Origin of the sequence: Acidovorax sp. Root219 (assembly GCF_001428665.1) — a bacterium.
Classification (GTDB): domain Bacteria; phylum Pseudomonadota; class Gammaproteobacteria; order Burkholderiales; family Burkholderiaceae_C; genus Acidovorax.
Map to the genome: position 1 here is coordinate 46503 of NZ_LMIJ01000028.1, position 15935 is coordinate 62437.

Consider the following 15935-nt stretch of genomic DNA (forward strand, 5'->3'; position numbering starts at 1 on the left):
ACGATTTCTCTCCCCGATGACCATGACAACCCTCACAACGCTCTACCAGAAGCTGGTGGCATCGCACACCGTGGCCGTTCTGGACGAACAGAACGTGCTGCTTTTCTGCGACCTGCACCTGATGAATGAATACACCAGCCCCCAGGCCTTCGCTGGCCTGCACGATGCCGGGCGCGGCGTGCCCGTGCCGGGGCAGAACGTGGCGGTGGTGAGCCATATCATCCCCACGCACCCGGTGCGCTGGCGCACCATCCAGGACCCGCCTTCGGCCCTGCAGGCCAGCAACCTCAAGGCCAACTGCGACCGCCACGGCATCCCGCTGTTCGACACCAACGACCCGTTGCAGGGCATCGAGCATGTGATCGCGCCCGAGCACGGCATGGTGCGCCCCGGCATGGTCATCATCTGCGGCGACAGCCACACCACCACCTACGGGGCGCTGGGCGTCTTGGGTTTCGGCATCGGCACTTCGGAGGTCGAGCATGTGCTGGCCACCCAGACCCTGGTCTATCGACTGGCCAAGGACATGCGCATCCGGGTGGACGGTGTGCTGCCCAGCGGCACCACCGCCAAGGACCTGATCCTCATGGTCATCAGCCGCATTGGCGCGCAGGGTGCGCGCGGCTATGTGGTGGAGTTCTGCGGCAGCGCCATCAGCGCGCTGTCGGTGGAGGCACGCTTCACGCTGTGCAATATGGCGGTGGAGGCGGGTGCGCGCGGCGCGCTGATCGCCCCCGATGCCACCGCCATCGACTACGTGCTGGCCAAGGCCCCCGACATTGCCGGCGATGTGCGCGCGCAGGCCCTGGCCCACTGGGCCACGCTGCACAGCGATGCAGGTGCCGTGTTCGACGTGGAGCATGTGTTCGACGCCAGCGCCGTGGCCCCCTTCGTCACCTGGGGCACCAGCCCCGACCAGGCCATGGCCATCAACGCCACCGTGCCCCGGCCCGAGGACATCACCGACGCTGTGCAGCGCAGCAGCGCCGAGCAGGCCTTGCGCTACACGGCGCTGGCTGCCGGCCAGCCGCTGGCGGGCGTACCCGTGCAGCATGTGTTCATCGGCTCGTGCACCAATGCGCGCATCGAGGACCTGCGCGAGGTCGACCGCATCGTCGGCAGCCGCCAAGTGGCCAGCGGCGTGCGCGCCATGGTCGTGCCCGGCTCGGGCGCCGTGAAGGCCCAGGCCGAGGCCGAGGGCATTGCCGCGCGCCTGGTGGCGGCGGGCTTCGAGTGGCGCCAGCCCGGCTGCTCCATGTGCCTGGCGATGAACGACGACGTGCTGGCCCCCGGCCAGCGCTGCGCATCCACCACCAACCGCAATTTCGAGGGCCGGCAGGGCCGGGGCGCCATCACCCACCTGATGAGCCCGGCCATGGCCGCCGCCGCCGCGATCACCGGCTGCATCACGGACGTCAGGACTCTGGAGGTGACTGCATGACCGCCGACAACAACAACACTACCCTGCGCGGCCAGGTGGCCCTGCTCGACATCGCCAACCTCGATACCGACCAGATCATGCCCAAGCAGTTCCTGCGCGGCATCGACAAGGCGGGCCTGGCGCCCGGCCTGCTCTACGACCTGCGCTTTGATGGCGCGGGCCAGCTGCGGCCCGACTTCGTGCTCAACCAGCCGGCCTTTGCCGGCACCGACGTGCTGCTGGCCGGCAGCAACTACGGCTGCGGCTCCAGCCGCGAGCATGCCGTGTGGGGCATGCAGCAGTACGGCTTCAAGGCCGTGGTGGCATCGAGCTTTGGCGAGATCTTCTACTCCAACGCCATGAACAACCGCCTGCTGCTGGCCATGGTGAGCGAGCCTGATGCCCAGGCTTTCATGCAGGAGGCCCGCACCACCACCGGCCCGCTGACCATGGAGATCGATGTGGAGCGGCGCCAGGTGCGCACGGCGGGGAACAGCGCACCGTTCACCATCTCCGAGCGGCACCGGCGCATGTTCCTCGACGGGCTGGACGTGATCGGCGCGTCGCTCACTTACCAGGATCAGATCAACGCCTTTGCCGAGCGGCACTGGGCGGCGCAGCCCTGGGTGAAGGATGTGGCGCGGTTGACGCGGGACCGGCTGGGGGCGTGAGCGCACAACGCAAACTCTGCCGGCAACCGTGAGATTGTGCCGGTTGCGGCCGCCGTAGCAGGGCAGGGGATGGGTTGACCTCTATAGTGGGGTGACACATTGCCCCAAGCCGCACCCATGCAATCCTTTTCCCTCGCGCGCAGCGACTATGTCGATCTGCAAAAACGCATCCTGGCCAATGCCAAGGCCCAACTGCGGCGTGGTGCTGGCAGCAGTGATCAGCGCAGTGAAAAAGCCGCAGACGGGTCGGGACGATGGTGGTTGCCCCTGGTGCTGTGGGGTGCCTCCGTGGTGCCGCTGGTTTTCCTGTTCCGCTGGCTGGAGTCGTTGCCTGATATGGGCAGCCACCTGGCGGTGGGGGCTGTGGGCATCGTGATCGGTGCATTGGCCTTCTGGGCGCTGGTCGGCAGCGGCACCCGTTCGCTCCAGAATGCCATGTTCGAGGACGACGGCTATTGCCTTGCGCCCCAGTCCCTCGACATACGGGCCGACTGCATTGAGCAGCGATCGGATGCGGCCCACAGCCTTTGGCAATGGGCCGGCTTCAAACGCCGGCAGGAGAGCGATACGCTCGTGTTCCTGTTCGTGGACAACGCCGTGTGCTTGCCCGTGCCCAAGTCCATCCTCACGCCCGAAACCTATGCGCTCATCGAGCAGCGCGTGCCGCTTCAGGGGGACTGAAGATTTTTCACCCCTGGGCCGGCTTGCACCGGGGGGCCGTAGGGTCAGATCCCGAACACTTTGAGTACGGAATCCGCCAGGCCCTCCAGCCACCGCGCCGGGCCGCCCTGGTGCTTGCGCGGGTGGGGCAGTTCCTCGTACACATAGAAGCCGCGTTCGCCGCTGAAGGAGTCGTTGAGCAAAGCCTGCTTGCCACGCAGGTAGGCGATGAAGGTCTCGCACCGGCGCGTGGAATAGCCCAGGTTGGCATTGAAGCCGATGGTCGCCGCCTGGCTGATGGCGCGACCCGCATCGGCCGGCTCCACCCGCACGCCCCGGCAGCCCTGAACGATCAACTGCGCGGGGCCATGGAACGCCAGGTAGCGCAACTGCAGCGTGAGCCAGGCATGCAGGCTGCCAAGCCGCCAATGCGAGGTGATGTGCACCGGCATGCCGCGCTGCTGCAGCACGCCCACCAGGTTGTGCGGCTGCATCACCAGGGCCGCGCCTGCGGGCAGCAGCAGCACGCCAATTTCACTGTGGGCGTCCTGCGTGGCCGACACCACATAGGTGGCGGGCGCAGGGGCGCGGATGCGGGTGAGCGCCACCATGCCCGACGCCAGGCTGGTCAGCGGGTAGCGTGGGTTCAGCAGCCAGCAGGTATCGCTTTTGCCTGCGGTGGATGCGCTCTGCAGAAAGTCGGGGTGTACCAGCAGCTCGTGGCCGGCGTCCACCACCACCTCGCGCGACACCGCTGCGTGGCCTGATTCCAGCGCCAGCTCGCCCAGGCTGTCCGGCAGCAGGCGCACGGGTGGGCGCCGCGCGGCCAGCGGCGCGAGCACGAAGTAGAACAGCACCTTGATGGCCAGCGGCGTGAGCATGGCACCCAGCAGTATCAAGAGCGCCGTTGGCATGATCTCCAGCAGCGGGGCCGACAGCCTGCCAAACCAGTTGCCGGCACGCAGCTCCTGCAGCGCCGCCTGCCGTTCGCGCAGTGGTGCAAGCAAGGCGTCTATCTCGCTGCGGTCCGGTGCGAACGCCTGCAGGGCCGGCAGCGGCTGTATCTCCTGCACCAATGCCAACTGGCGCTGGTAGTCGCCATCGGCGCGGCGGTTGTCTGCCAGCAACTGGTCCTGCAGCGCCCTCAGTTGCCCGCACTGGCGGTACTCAGCCGATCCGATGCCCAGCCGGCATGCCACGGGATGGCTCTGCTCCAGCGCTTCCCGCTCCCTTTTTGCGGCCTGCCACTGCGTGTACACACCCTGGTGGGCCAGGCGCAGCCGCTCCAGCTCAGCCCGGCGCGACTGCGCCGACTGGGTCGCCTGCAGCCGCAGCCGCAGTTCCTGCAGGTACTTGCGCTCCGCGTCGAGAAGGTAGATCTCGGCATCTAGCCGCATGCCAGCCAGCTGGTGTTCCAGGATCGGCTGGCCTTTGAGCAGGGGGCCGAGCTCGCTGGCCTTCTGCCGTTCGAGCTGCTTGTGCCGTGTCTCCTGGTCCACTGCGTCGATGCGCTCGCTCAGGGCGCTCAGCGATGCGGACGATAGGCTGGCCACGCGCTCCTGGCTGGCGGCGGCAAGGGCGCTTGCATCGCGCGCGATGCGCTGGTCTGCCCCCGCCAGTTGCCCTATCTCGGCCCGTGATGACTGGTATGCCTGCCACTCGGCCCAACCCCATCGGCCCAGCAGCAGCACCGCGCAGATCAGCACGAACGACAGCAGGTGGCGCAGCAGGAACCGGGCGATCATTGCAGCAAGAGTGGTCAAGAGCGGGACCTTTCGTCGTGGTGAAAGCGAGGTATCGCAACGCCTTTACAGGCGTGGGTTGCCAGAGTACCCGCCGGCAAGCGAGCCCAGACTGTGCCACGGCCGCGCAGCCTCCGAGCATGACCCACCAGTTGGCCGGCGGATCGGTGGCTCTTCAGGGCTTGGCCGCCGTGGCCGCCTTGCCTGCCTGGGCCTTCTGGGTCTTGTTGTAGACCTCCATCACCGTCGCAAAATCGCGCTCGAAGTTGATGGGCAGGAAGGTATCGTTGCCCGGCAGCAGTTGGCGCAGCTTGGGCGAGAAGCTGTAGCTGTACGAGCACTTGGTCACGCGCGCCTGCACTTCGGGCGAGACGTCCTTGCCCAGGGTCCAGGTCTCGGTCATGAAGGGCGGGCTTTCCCACAGGGTGCGAATGCTCGACCCCTTCACGTCGCCCTTGACCACCATGCGTTGGTACAGGTCGCTGGCCACGGCGGCCGCTGGGTAGAAGCCGTGCATCACGCCGGTCACCGAGCGCTCGTGGCCGTTGGAGAAGACCACCTCGTAGTTCTGGTCGGGTACCAGGCCCAGCGCAGGGAACAGGGCGCGCGGCGCCAGGTTGCCCGAGTTGGAGGTGGGCGTGGTGTGCGCGATCTTCTTGCCCACCAGGTCCTGCGGCTTGGTGAAGGGGCTGTCCACCCGCGAGATCAGGATCAGCTTGTACGAATTGCGCTGCCCGCTGGCCTTGTTGCCCGGAACGCCAAAGGGGGCGGGTTGGCCCGCCGCCACCAGCTGCGGAACCAGGCCGGGGTTGACCTGGGCGAGCTGCACCCTGCCGGCGACGATGCCGTCGATCAGCTCCTTCTCGCCCAGCGTGTCGATGTTCACGCTGCGTTCCAGCGATTCGCCCTGCAGATTCTGCAGGTCCAGGTTGCCGCAGCGTGCCAGGTGATTGAAGTAGTCACCCCAGATGAGCATGGTCTCGCTCTTGGCGTAGGTCTTGGGCATGGCCACGACCAGCTTTTCGCGCGTGCCGCCAAACAGCGGGGCGGCGGGTCCGGCGGTCTGCCGCGCAGCGCTGGCCTTGGCCGGTGGGGTGGCCGTGGTCTGCGCGGCCACGGGGCCCAGCAGCAAGGTGGCGCCTGACAGCAGCGTCGCGCACAGGCGCGCATCCAGGGGTTTGGCAAGCATGGTGTTTTCTCTTCCTCGGTTCATTCTTGTGTCGGCCAACGCGGCGCCAGCCCCGCGCCCGGCGGGCGCTGGATGGCTGGTGGCAATGCGTTGGGAATGGCTGCCTTGCGGGGCAGGCCGTGGCGGCACAGGCGTGCTGCGAGGGGCCCGGTAGGCCGGGCCAGTATGCACGACGCGACCCACCTGTTTGTAACCTTGGCGACTTGCGGGGCCCCGGTGTGGTGCTCGTGCCAAAACACCCATCCGCCATTGTTCGGTTGACACCCTGTCAAGCGCTGCAGGTGTGCAAATGGACAAGGTGGAGAGGGCGCAGCACACGCTCGGCGGCAACAATCCAACCACTTCGCAGCCAATCCCGGTCGCCACACCGACTCCACCATGTCCCAAAACGCCCATACCCTGCACCTGTTCTTCGAAGATTCGATACGGCTCAAGTACGCCCAACTGGTGTACCAGTACATCGCCGAGGGCAACACTGCAGAGGCCACGCGTTGGGCCGCAAAGCTGGGCGTGGCGCTGGCAGACCTTTGGGATGCCGAGTGGTTCAACCAGCAGGTGACGGCCGCGCCCGGTTACCTGCAGCTGAACTTCGACACCGGCACCAGCGACCCGCTGCCCCTGTCACCCTTGGTCGCACTGTTCGGCCACGGCCTGCAGGCTGCCGTGCTTGACGTGTTCTACGACCAGGTGGGTGAAACCCAGCGCATGTACTTCGACAAGGGCCAGTGGGTGCCGCGCTCGTATTTTCTGGCGCTGTACCCGCACCTTCAGACCATCGTCGAGCCCGCACACGACCCGGACGATGGCGACGAGCCAGGCGAACGCGCTGCAGCCGATGCGCACGACCCGGCCAAGCCCCTCTCCGTCGCCCGCCTGGCCAAGGACGAGGCGAAAAAGCGCAAGGAGGCGCAGGAAGCCGCCGAGGCCTTTGTCGAGATCGCCAAGGCCATGGGCAAGAACGGCGTCAAGAACACCATGGACGGCGTGATCGGCGTGGTGGTGCTGGGCTCGGCCCTCAAGGGCTTGCTGCACGCAGCGGTGTTCACCGTGGTCACCGTGCTGCTGTTCAAGGGCCTGTGGCTGTGGCTCGGGCTGGGCCTGGTGCTGGCCATTGCGCTGCCGCTGTACTACGCGACGCGCACGCACAGCGAGCTGAAAGGCGATGGCGGCGATGGTGATGGCGATACCGATGGCGAAGCCGCCGCCGTTGGCTCTTGACCAGGGAGAACACACATGCTGACGCAGATCGAATGGTGGGGTGGGGTGATCTTTGTGCTGGGGGCCTTGGCCTACCGGCTGGTGCTGGGCGCGCTGGAAAAGGGCGAAGGCTATGACTGGTACCGGTGGCTGATGCGCCTGTTCTTTGTGCTGCCGGGCGTGCTGCTGGCCGGCTATTTCTATCCGCTGGAGCGTCTGGCGCTGCAGTACGCCTACCTGGGAGTGCTGGGCGTTGCGCTGCTGGCGGTGGCCGGGGTGATGGTGCAGGAGGTCACGGGCGACGCCGATTCGGACAAGGACAAGGCCGCAAAGGCCGCGAGGGAGGGAGAAAAAGGCCAGGCGGGGGAGGACAGCGAAGACGAGGAACCTGGCTGGCTGCTGACCATCTTGGGCGTAGTCGTGCTGTACAGCCCGGTGCTGGCTGCATGCGGGCTGGCTTGCCACAAGGGCTGGCCCATGGTGCAAAGGCTGGTGTGAGCCCGCATCGAGCGGCGGTCATGGCCTGCCAGCCCACTGCAGGGTTCCGTCGCTGTTCGATGCACCGGCTTTTTGGCGGCCGGCAGCCCTGGCTCAGGAGACAATCCGTGCCAGGGGCGCCGGCCTCTTTTTGCTGCCACCTCCTTTTCCAAACGGCTTGCCGCCCACCATCCATGGCCCACGACGCGTTCCCGGAGCTTCTGTCCCTCTACATGCGCCGCATCCGTGCGAGTGCCTCGGGGGTGGCCACCGAGATCGGCCTGAGCCGAGAGGCGGTGAACAACTGGCGCAACGGCATGTCGGCGCCCAACGCCCGCTCGCGGGAGAAGGTGGTGGCCTGCACCCGATACCTGCGCCTGACCGAGGCCGAGGCCAACCGCCTGCTCAGCGCTGCCGGGTTTGCGCCGGAGTATCCGCTGCAGGCCGAGGTGGAGGCACCGGCCACGGCTGCGGGCACCGCCACGGGTGCGGAGAGCGAACAGCCCTTCGGCGCCTTCCAGGCCCGGCTGTTCGGCCAGCTTGCGCAGGCCATGCCGTACCCGATCTCCATGCTGCTGTCGCCCGCGCACTGGGGGCAGCCGCCGTTTCGGCCCGAGCTGCTGCAGCGCGCGCGCCAGCAGTACGGCGCCACCTCGGTGCTGCACATCCAGCCGCCCTACAGCGTGAGCACCGCGCCGACCGAATACTTCGCCGCCATCGGCCGCCAGTGCGGGCTGGGCGAGGTGCAGTCGGACTATGAATTCGAATCCGCGCTGGAGCGGCGCCTTGTGGCCGGTGAGCGGCTGTTCTGCCTGGTCAGCCGCTTCGAGCAGGGCACGCCCGCGCTGCGCGAAACGCTGGCTGGCATCCTGCGCAGCCTGAGCGAGATGCACAGCGGCCGCCTGCACCTGCTGCTGTGCGGCGGCGAGGCGCTGGCCGACCTCAAGTACCGCAGCGGCGACATGTCGCTGCTCAACATCGCCCAGGTCAACCACTGGCCCGAGCCCACGCTAGCCGATCTGTCCATCCTGGCGCAACAGCGCTGGCCCGGCCACGACTGGCCCGCGACGGTGCTGGCCCACCTGCTGGACGCCAGCGGCGGCCACCCCGCGCTGTTCGAGGAAGGGCTGCAGTGGATGGTGGAGCAGGGCATCAACGAGACCCAGGCTTCATCTGCCGCGCTGCGCACACAGCTGGCAGGCAGCCCGCGCCTGTGGCAGACCTTTCTGCCGCTGGCGCAGGAGGGCGCTCCGCGCGAGCGCCTGCGCAGCCTGCTGCAGGCCGATGACCTGGGCCGTGCCCGCCCCTACCTGCAGGACGACGACCTGCGCCGCCTGTTCTGGGGCAACCTCATCCACGTGCGCGGCACCGGCGACGCGGCGCGCCTGCACTGGCGCTGCGACACGGTGCGCCATGCGGGCTTGATGGTGCTGGAGGCCGCATGCTCGAGCAGTTGAGGTCCTGGATGACGTGGCCCGTGATCAGGGCCTTGATCGTCGCAGGCGCTACGCTGTTCATCGGCAGCGCGCTGCTCACGCCGCACCTGAACCCCGCCACCCGCGGATCGGTGCGCACGGCCGAGAGCATTGGCCCCGTGTGGGGCGAGCTGGTGCAGTGGCGCGTGGCCCTGGTGCAGGCCAGCCAGGAGCTGGGCCATTGGCCCGAAGACATCCAGAAGTACGCGCCGCAGATACCCTTTCCCAAGCTGCGCGTCACCTCGCCCGGGCCGCTGCGCCTGCAGGCCGACGTGATCAGCGACCCCGCGCTCGGCAATCTGTCCGGCACGCAGGTGCTGCTGCACATGACGCCCGACATGTACCACTGGACCTGTCGCCCCGGCAAGCCGCCCATGCCCCCGGGCTTGCTGCCCATCAGCTGCGCGGCCGGCCCCCAGAGCCAGGACAACCAGGACGTCAAGGGCGACGACATGGACCCCGATGCCATCCGCCAGGCCCGCATCGCCGCGGTGGAAGCGGCAGAGCCTTTTGGCTGGCTGCGCAGCCTCATCAAGTGGTGTGCACTGATCTTCGTCGTTGGCGCCGTGGTGTGGGTGCTGCGTCACCCGCTGATCGGCCCGGCCCAGTTGCGCCCCGAGAAGCTGCTGCGCACCCCCGTCTCGCGCCTGCCGCGCATCGACCAGTTGCTGCGCACCGTGGGCCGTCTGCGTGCCACACTCGAGGCTGCCGAGATCCGCACCCGGGACTGGCAGAGCGCCGTGCAGTTCGCGCATGACGACCCGGCCGACCAGTCCACGGTGCTGGCCGAGCGCGTGTCCGCCCGCAGCCAGCCGAGCCGCGACTGGGCGCTGCCCGGCGCGGTGTTCGAATGGCAGTTTCCACCGGACCTGCCGGTTTCGCTGGACCGCTGCCTGCTCTACATCCCCGCGCCGGGCCTCGACGAGGCCACCGTGCTGCGCCAGCTGCGCGCCGCGCAGACCGGTACCGATGTGCTGCTCATCCTGTGCGAGCACGGCACCGAGACCCCCTGGCCCCTGCTGCGCGCCCACACCGACGACGGCGCCAACCTGCACGTGATGGTGGACAGCGCCAGCCAGACCGAATGGCTGCTGTCGGCCCAGCCCCTGCAGGTGCTGCTGCGCCTGCTCTCGGCCCAGCTGCGCGTGACGCGCATCTCGCCCTACCAGACGCGCGGCGGCGTCACGCGCGAGGGCTCCTTCTTCGGGCGCGAGCAATTGCTGGCCCGGGTGGTCAACCGCGAACCGGCCAACTACCTAGTGGTGGGCGGGCGCCAACTGGGCAAGAGCAGCCTGCTCAAGGCCGTGCAGCGGCGCCTGCAGGGCCACCCGCAGATCGTGTGCCACTACGTGTCGCTGCGCGACCACCGGCTGGCGCCGCGCATGGCGCTGCAATTCGGCCTGCCGGCCGACACGCCACTCGAAGCCATCGTGGACCACCTGCAGGCCCAGTACGCCGGCAAGCGCCTGTACCTGCTGATCGACGAGGCCGACCTGTTCTTTCGCGACGAGTCGAACCACGGCTATCACCAGCTGTCGACCCTGCGCTCGCTCAGCGAAGAGGGGCGCTGCTGGTTCATGCTGGCCGGCTTCTGGGATTTGTACGCCACGGCCGTGCTCGACTACCAGAGCCCGCTGCGCAATTTTGGCGAGGTGCTGGCCATCGGCGGGCTGGAGCGCCCCGCCTGCAAGGCCCTGGCCACCGAGCCGCTGCGCCGCCTGCGCCTGGGCTTTGGCGGCGATGCGCTGGTGGAGCGCCTGGTGGATGCCAGTGGCCTGCGCGCCAATCTGGTCGCCATCCTGTGCCAGGAATGCCTGGAGGCCCTGCAGCCTGGCGAGCGCGTGATCGAGGCCCGCCACCTGAACCAGGCCCTGGCCTCCCAGCCCGTGCAGGACGCCCTGGCCGGCTGGGGCCGCCTCTCGCCCGACGACGACGCCTGCCGGCTCGACCGCGTGGTGGTCTACCACGTTGCCCAGCAGGCAGAAACCAGCCTGGTGGCCCTGGCGGGGCTGCTGCAAGGCCACGGCGTGCAGGCCGACGCCCAGGCCCTGCGCCAGTCGCTCGCGCGCCTGCAACTGGCCTGGGTGCTGCGCCGCGAGGGCGCCGCCTACAGCTTTGCCATACCGCTCATGTCCGCGCAGTTCGAGCCCAGCGAGGTGGAGCTGTTGCTGCACCAGGAGCTGGCGGTGATGGCCAAGGCCTGACGAGCGAGTTGCATCTTTTCTTCTGAGGTTCCTTTTTCCATGGCCACATCTTCTTCCGTTACCCTCGAACACGACATCGGGTTCGAAACCATCGTTGCCGAGATAGAGCGGCTGGTCCGCTCCGGAGTACACCCCGACCGCATCAGCGTGTCCCAGTACCCCGCGTCGCAGTGGGCCTGCAGCCCCCGTTGGGCACGCTACGATGGTCCTGACGAGCCCACAGCCACCCAGCGCGTGGATGCACAAATGGACTTGTTGCGCCTGCTGCTGGAGCACGGTGCGGATCCCAACAAGCGCAAGAACCGCAATTCCACGCCCCTGGCCGTGTGCTGCGAGCAATTGTGGAGCGGTCCCAGTGAGCGCTCTTTGGAGCGGCTGGGCCTGGTGCTGGCGGCAGGAGGTGATCCCCGCAAGACCAAGGATCCCGCGCTGTGCATTGTTCTCGGGTTGGGGGACATGCGCGGCGAGATTTTCAGCATCCCCTTTCGCGAGGATGCCGAGGCTGGGCATGCCGACGCCGTGTACCAGGCCATCGACATGCTGCTCGCGGCAGGCGCCGACATCGAGGCCCTGGACCACCGCGAGATGTACAACCCACTGCTTATGGCTGCCTACATGGGCAGCGTGCCGCTGCTGCAGTTTCTGAAGGGCCGGGGCGCCAACGTGCTGGCCACCAATCCCGCAGGCTCCAACGCATTGATGTACATCGCCGGCGACGTCGGCGGCCTGGACCTGAGCCGCGCAGGCATCTCGGTGGCCTGGATGCGCCACGGCGACCCCGTAGCCACCACCCGCCAATTGCTGGTCTGGGGCCTCGACCCTGCGGCCGCCAACGCCCGCGGGCGCACCCCGCTGCGCCTGGCCGTGAGCGGTGGCAACCTGGATGTGGCAGCCGTCCTGGCCGAGGCGCTGGCCGCGCAAGGCAAGTTGTTGGCGGCCGATGCACGCCTGTTTAAGGGCACCGAATACGAAGCCCGCGTGGCCGCTTTGAGTACCGGAGTGCCCGCGAAGAAGCCTCCCAAGGTGAACACCAACCCCGATGGTGCAGCCCAACGCGCATCGTGGGATCGCGCGCGTGCAGTATTCAACGGCCCTGCGTTCGCACCGCCCAACCCGGATTCCCAATGGTTCCTGCCTTTCATGCACGGCATCTTCGAGCATTTGGCCACCGTTGCCGACCCCCGCATACCGATGCAGGCCCTGTACGCCGAGTACGACAACCAGTTCACCGCCATCCGGCTGTCAAAGACGAAATCTTGGCTCAGCCGCAGCGGCGTGGTGGAGGTGGAGCCGGACGTGTTCTGGACCAACCTGCTCGTCAAGTATCGGCAACAGGAGGGCAATAATTTTCTCAGCAGGGAGGAGGTGGTGCTGCCCATCTCAGCCAACGCGCTGCCCCCATTCGAGGCGGTTGCCGATGTGGTGGGCCGTATGTGCGCGCAGTACCTCAAGACGCAGGGATAGGGCAGGGCGCAGCTTTGGTTGGCCGTATCGCTGCGAAAAGAGTAGGACGCCTGCGGGATACTGCGCATGCCATGTCCCTCCTGACCACCGCCAAAGACTGGGCACGCCGCATCAAGCGTGACGTCGTCGCCGTCTACTTCGCTGCCCGCGATGCGCGCACGCCATGGCTCGCGCGCTGCCTGGCCGTTGCAGTGGCCGCGTACGCGCTCAGTCCCATCGACCTGATCCCCGATTTCATCCCCGTGCTCGGCTACCTGGACGACCTGCTCATCGTCCCTCTGGGACTGCTGCTCGTCATCCGCATGCTGCCGCCTGCGGTGCTGCAGGACGCCCGTGACAAGGCAGCCAGCGTGCTGGAGCGGCCCCGGAGCCGGGCTGCGGCGGTGGTCATCGTACTGGTCTGGTTGGCGTTTGCGTCGGGGCTCGTCTACTGGTGGGTGCATCGGCCGAACTGAAGGCAGCGGTGGGGTGCGATCCCTTACGATGGCGGGCATGCAAATCCGATTGGAATCCCCCCGCCAGCCCGACGTGGTGCAGCTCATCGACGACCTCGACGCCTTCCAGAAGCCCTTGTACCCACCCGAGAGCCACCACGGCATCGACCTGAACGCGCTCGACCAGCCCCACGCGCTGTTCGCCGTGGCGCGCTCGGAGCAGGGCGTGGCCCTGGGCTGCGGCGCCATGGTGCTGGGCGCCGATTTCGGAGAGGTCAAGCGCATGTACGTCCGCCCCGAAGCGCGCGGCCAGGGCCTGGCCCGGGCACTGCTGGCCTTGGTCGAAACTGCAGCCATCGCACGCGGCTGCACGCGTTTTGCGTTGGAGACGGGACCCCTGCAGCCCGAGGCGCTGGGTTTGTATGCCCGCATGGGCTATGAGGAGAGCGGGCCGTTTGGCGACTATGCGCCGGACGTGCACAGCGTGTTCATGCGCAAAGAGGTGCAGGTGGCTGCGTGATGGCTTCGGGCGATGGATTCATCCTGCGCCGGCTCACTGCCGAGGATGCCGAGACCTTCAGCGCGCTGCGCCGCCTGGTCGCTGCAGACAATCCCGTGCCCTTGGGCCTGGGCATGCAGGAGGAACTGGCTCGGCCCCTTCAGGGTTTTCGCGACCAACTCGGTGCCCCGACGAACGTGGTTTTTGGCGCCTTCGTCGGCGCAACCCTCGCCGCCACCGCTGCGCTAGCCCCGTCGGAACCCTTCGCATCGTCGCGCCACAAGCTTGTGTTGTGGGGCACCTTCGTGGCACCCGACCATCGCCGCCAGGGCCTGGGGCGCCTGGTGGTGGCGCAGGCCGTCGATCATGCTCGCCAGGCCGGTGTGCGCCGCATCCACCTCACCATGTACCTGCCCAATCTGGCTGCTGGTGCGTTGTACGAATCCCTGGGCTTCACCGTCTGGGGCACCGAGCCCGAGGCCGTGTGCATCGATGGCATCTACCATGATGCCATGCAGATGGGTTTGCTGCTGCAGTAGGCAGTAACGTGGCGGCGCCCGGCATTCAATCGCAGGAGGAATCCCTGTGCCGCAGACCGTCGCGATGACCGCCGCACCGCAACACACCTTCTTCTGGCGCCGCATTGGCGGCGGGACTGGCAGCGATGTCTGCCGCGTCTACCCGCGGGCCGATGGCGGCTGGGACCTGCACGGCATGGCGGTGTTCCATGAAGAAGGGCTGGCGTGCGACCTGGGCTATGCGGTCAGCGTCGATACAGGCTGGGTGACGCAGGCCGCCCATGTGTCCGGCCATTGCGGTGGGCGCGTAGTGGACTTGCGCTTTCACCCCGGCGCCGATGGCCGCTGGTGGGTGGGGCAGGGTGGTGAACCCGATGCGGACACCGGTGTTTCAGCGCACGCATGCCCGGACATGGACCTCAACTTCAGCCCCGCCACCAACATGATCGCCATCCGGCGCATGGCCTTGCAGGTCGGGCAGGAGGAACAGGCCCCCTCTGCCTGGTTGTCGTTTCCGGACTTGCGCTTGCAGGAGCTGCCGCAGGTCTATCGCCGGCTGGATACCGTGCGCTACCAGTACGACGCGCCTACGGTGGGGTACAGCGGGGTGCTTCAGGTGTGCGGGGATGGCGCCGTGGTAGCTTATCCGGAGCTTTTTGCGCGGGTCGCCCTCTGAGCGAAGGCCTGCTCGGCCCAACGCGTTTCGTGGCAGCAACAGCCACCCCAGGTGTCACGCATTTGACGCATTCACCGCGCAAGCTCCCGTGCTTTCTTCCCTCTCCCGCAGAAAGACACTCCCCATGGGCTTCGCACACACCACCTGGCGCCGTTCGGCCGCCGTCTTCGCCCTGGCCGCACTGACCACGGCCCTGGCGGCCTGCGGCGGCAGCGACGACGACACCGGCGAATCCCGCGTCGCATCCCTCAAGCTGATCGGCACCGCATCCCTGCCCACCGGCACGATGTTCGAAGGCGTCGAGTTCGGCGGCATCTCGGGGCTGGACCAGGCCACTGACGGCAGCTACTGGGCCATCTCGGACGACCGCGGTGGCGAGCGTGGCACGCCGCGCTTTTACAACCTCAGCATCGACTACGCTGCCACGGGCCCGGTGACGGTCAAGGTCAACCGCCAGACCTATATGCAGCGCGAGGATGGCTCCTCGTTTCCCGCATCGGCCCGCACGGTGGACCCCGAGGCGATCCGCCTGGCGCCCAATGGCAACCTGTACTGGTCGTCCGAGGGCAACTGGGGTACCACGGCGGCAACCCTGTTCCAGCCCTTCGTGCGCGAGATGACGACGGCCGGCAAGTTCGTGCGCGAGTTCAAGATGCCGGCGATCTACAACTATGTGGACAACACCACCACTGGCGCGCGCAGCAACAAGCTCTTCGAGGCGCTGACGGTGGCGCCTGATGGAACGGTGTTCGTGGCCAATGAGGATGCGCTGATCCAGGACGGCCCGCTCACCACCGTGCAGGCCGGCAGCGTGGTGCGCGTGACGGCACTGGACCCGGCCACGGGCGCGGCCAAGGCGCAGTATGCGTACCAGTTGCCCAAGATCCCGGTGGATGCGCCGGCCGGCGCGCCGTTCGGGCCGGACAACGGCTTGTCGGATTTTCTGGCCATCGGCAACAAGAAGTTCATCGCGGTGGAACGTGCCTTTGCCTCGGGCATCGGCAACACCATCCGCCTGGTGCTGACCGAGATCACCGATGCCACGACCAACGTGACCAGCATGGCCAGCCTGGCGGGCTCGGCCGCCTACACCCCCATGACACGCAAGCTGCTGCTCGAGATGCCCATCACCTACCAGGGCGTCAAGCTCGACAACATCGAAGCCATCACCTGGGGCAAGACCTTGCCCAATGGCCACCGCACCCTCGTGCTGGCGGCGGACAACAACTTCACGGCCGACACGCAGGCCAATCAGTTCATCGTCTTCGAAGTGCTGCCAGATTGATTCTGTGAGGGGCATGGTAGCCGC

General features: G+C 67.5%; 15 protein-coding genes. 13 read left to right on the forward strand and 2 right to left on the reverse strand.

The annotated features are described in order from the left end of the window. Window positions 1–22: 22 nt before the first annotated feature. From leuC to ASE28_RS24675, 3 genes are all read left to right on the forward strand, one after another. A complete protein-coding gene (gene leuC / locus ASE28_RS24665) occupies window positions 23–1441 on the forward strand; it encodes a 3-isopropylmalate dehydratase large subunit (RefSeq protein ID WP_057268929.1) in 1419 nt (472 codons plus the stop codon). Beyond that, the gene (gene leuD / locus ASE28_RS24670; RefSeq protein ID WP_057268866.1) at window positions 1438–2091 is read left to right on the forward strand and encodes a 3-isopropylmalate dehydratase small subunit; all 654 of its coding nucleotides are present in this window, start codon (window positions 1438–1440) and stop codon (window positions 2089–2091) included. The genes leuC and leuD overlap by 4 nt, the downstream gene beginning before the upstream one ends. Before the next feature lie 117 nt (window positions 2092–2208). Then, the gene (locus tag ASE28_RS24675) at window positions 2209–2772 is read left to right on the forward strand and encodes a YcxB family protein (RefSeq protein ID WP_057268867.1); all 564 of its coding nucleotides are present in this window, start codon (window positions 2209–2211) and stop codon (window positions 2770–2772) included. A 44-nt stretch (window positions 2773–2816) separates the two neighbouring features. On the opposite strand, the gene ASE28_RS24680 is transcribed toward ASE28_RS24675, so the two are convergent. Together ASE28_RS24680 and ASE28_RS24685 are read right to left on the reverse strand one after the other, a co-directional pair. Continuing rightward, window positions 2817–4496, reverse strand: a complete 1680-nt coding sequence (locus ASE28_RS24680) for a hypothetical protein (protein WP_057268868.1) — start codon at window positions 4494–4496, stop codon at window positions 2817–2819. A 172-nt stretch (window positions 4497–4668) separates the two neighbouring features. Continuing rightward, entirely contained in the window at window positions 4669–5682 is a 1014-nt protein-coding gene (locus ASE28_RS24685) for a PhnD/SsuA/transferrin family substrate-binding protein (protein WP_057268869.1), read from the reverse strand. A 378-nt stretch (window positions 5683–6060) separates the two neighbouring features. Here ASE28_RS24685 and ASE28_RS24690 point away from each other — a divergent pair, with 378 nt between their 5' ends. From ASE28_RS24690 to ASE28_RS24735, 10 genes are all read left to right on the forward strand, one after another. Continuing rightward, window positions 6061–6900 carry a hypothetical protein gene (locus ASE28_RS24690; protein ID WP_057268870.1) on the forward strand — a complete coding sequence of 280 codons (840 nt, stop codon included), beginning with the start codon at window positions 6061–6063 and terminating at the stop codon, window positions 6898–6900. Between the two features lie 15 nt (window positions 6901–6915). Then, on the forward strand, window positions 6916–7377 hold the full coding sequence (locus ASE28_RS24695; RefSeq protein WP_057268871.1) for a hypothetical protein: 462 nt from the start codon (window positions 6916–6918) through the stop codon (window positions 7375–7377). A 173-nt stretch (window positions 7378–7550) separates the two neighbouring features. Next, window positions 7551–8813 carry a hypothetical protein gene (locus ASE28_RS24700; RefSeq protein WP_057268872.1) on the forward strand — a complete coding sequence of 421 codons (1263 nt, stop codon included), beginning with the start codon at window positions 7551–7553 and terminating at the stop codon, window positions 8811–8813. A gap of 8 nt (window positions 8814–8821) precedes the next feature. After that, complete coding sequence (locus ASE28_RS24705) at window positions 8822–11035, forward strand: ATP-binding protein (protein ID WP_235516211.1); 2214 nt, start codon at window positions 8822–8824, stop codon at window positions 11033–11035. A gap of 39 nt (window positions 11036–11074) precedes the next feature. After that, window positions 11075–12499: an ankyrin repeat domain-containing protein gene (locus ASE28_RS24710; RefSeq protein ID WP_157422119.1), complete on the forward strand. Its 1425-nt coding sequence runs from the start codon at window positions 11075–11077 to the stop codon at window positions 12497–12499. A 71-nt stretch (window positions 12500–12570) separates the two neighbouring features. After that, window positions 12571–12954 carry a YkvA family protein gene (locus ASE28_RS24715; protein ID WP_057268875.1) on the forward strand — a complete coding sequence of 128 codons (384 nt, stop codon included), beginning with the start codon at window positions 12571–12573 and terminating at the stop codon, window positions 12952–12954. A 37-nt stretch (window positions 12955–12991) separates the two neighbouring features. After that, window positions 12992–13453 carry a GNAT family N-acetyltransferase gene (locus ASE28_RS24720; protein WP_057268930.1) on the forward strand — a complete coding sequence of 154 codons (462 nt, stop codon included), beginning with the start codon at window positions 12992–12994 and terminating at the stop codon, window positions 13451–13453. Further along, window positions 13453–13971 (forward strand): GNAT family N-acetyltransferase, encoded by a 519-nt coding sequence (locus ASE28_RS24725; protein ID WP_057268876.1) that lies wholly within the window; start codon window positions 13453–13455, stop codon window positions 13969–13971. The genes ASE28_RS24720 and ASE28_RS24725 overlap by 1 nt, the downstream gene beginning before the upstream one ends. A 46-nt stretch (window positions 13972–14017) precedes the next feature. Further along, window positions 14018–14626 carry a putative glycolipid-binding domain-containing protein gene (locus tag ASE28_RS24730; protein ID WP_157422120.1) on the forward strand — a complete coding sequence of 203 codons (609 nt, stop codon included), beginning with the start codon at window positions 14018–14020 and terminating at the stop codon, window positions 14624–14626. Between the two features lie 124 nt (window positions 14627–14750). Further along, the gene (locus ASE28_RS24735) at window positions 14751–15911 is read left to right on the forward strand and encodes an esterase-like activity of phytase family protein (protein WP_082608246.1); all 1161 of its coding nucleotides are present in this window, start codon (window positions 14751–14753) and stop codon (window positions 15909–15911) included. Window positions 15912–15935 lie beyond the last annotated feature (24 nt).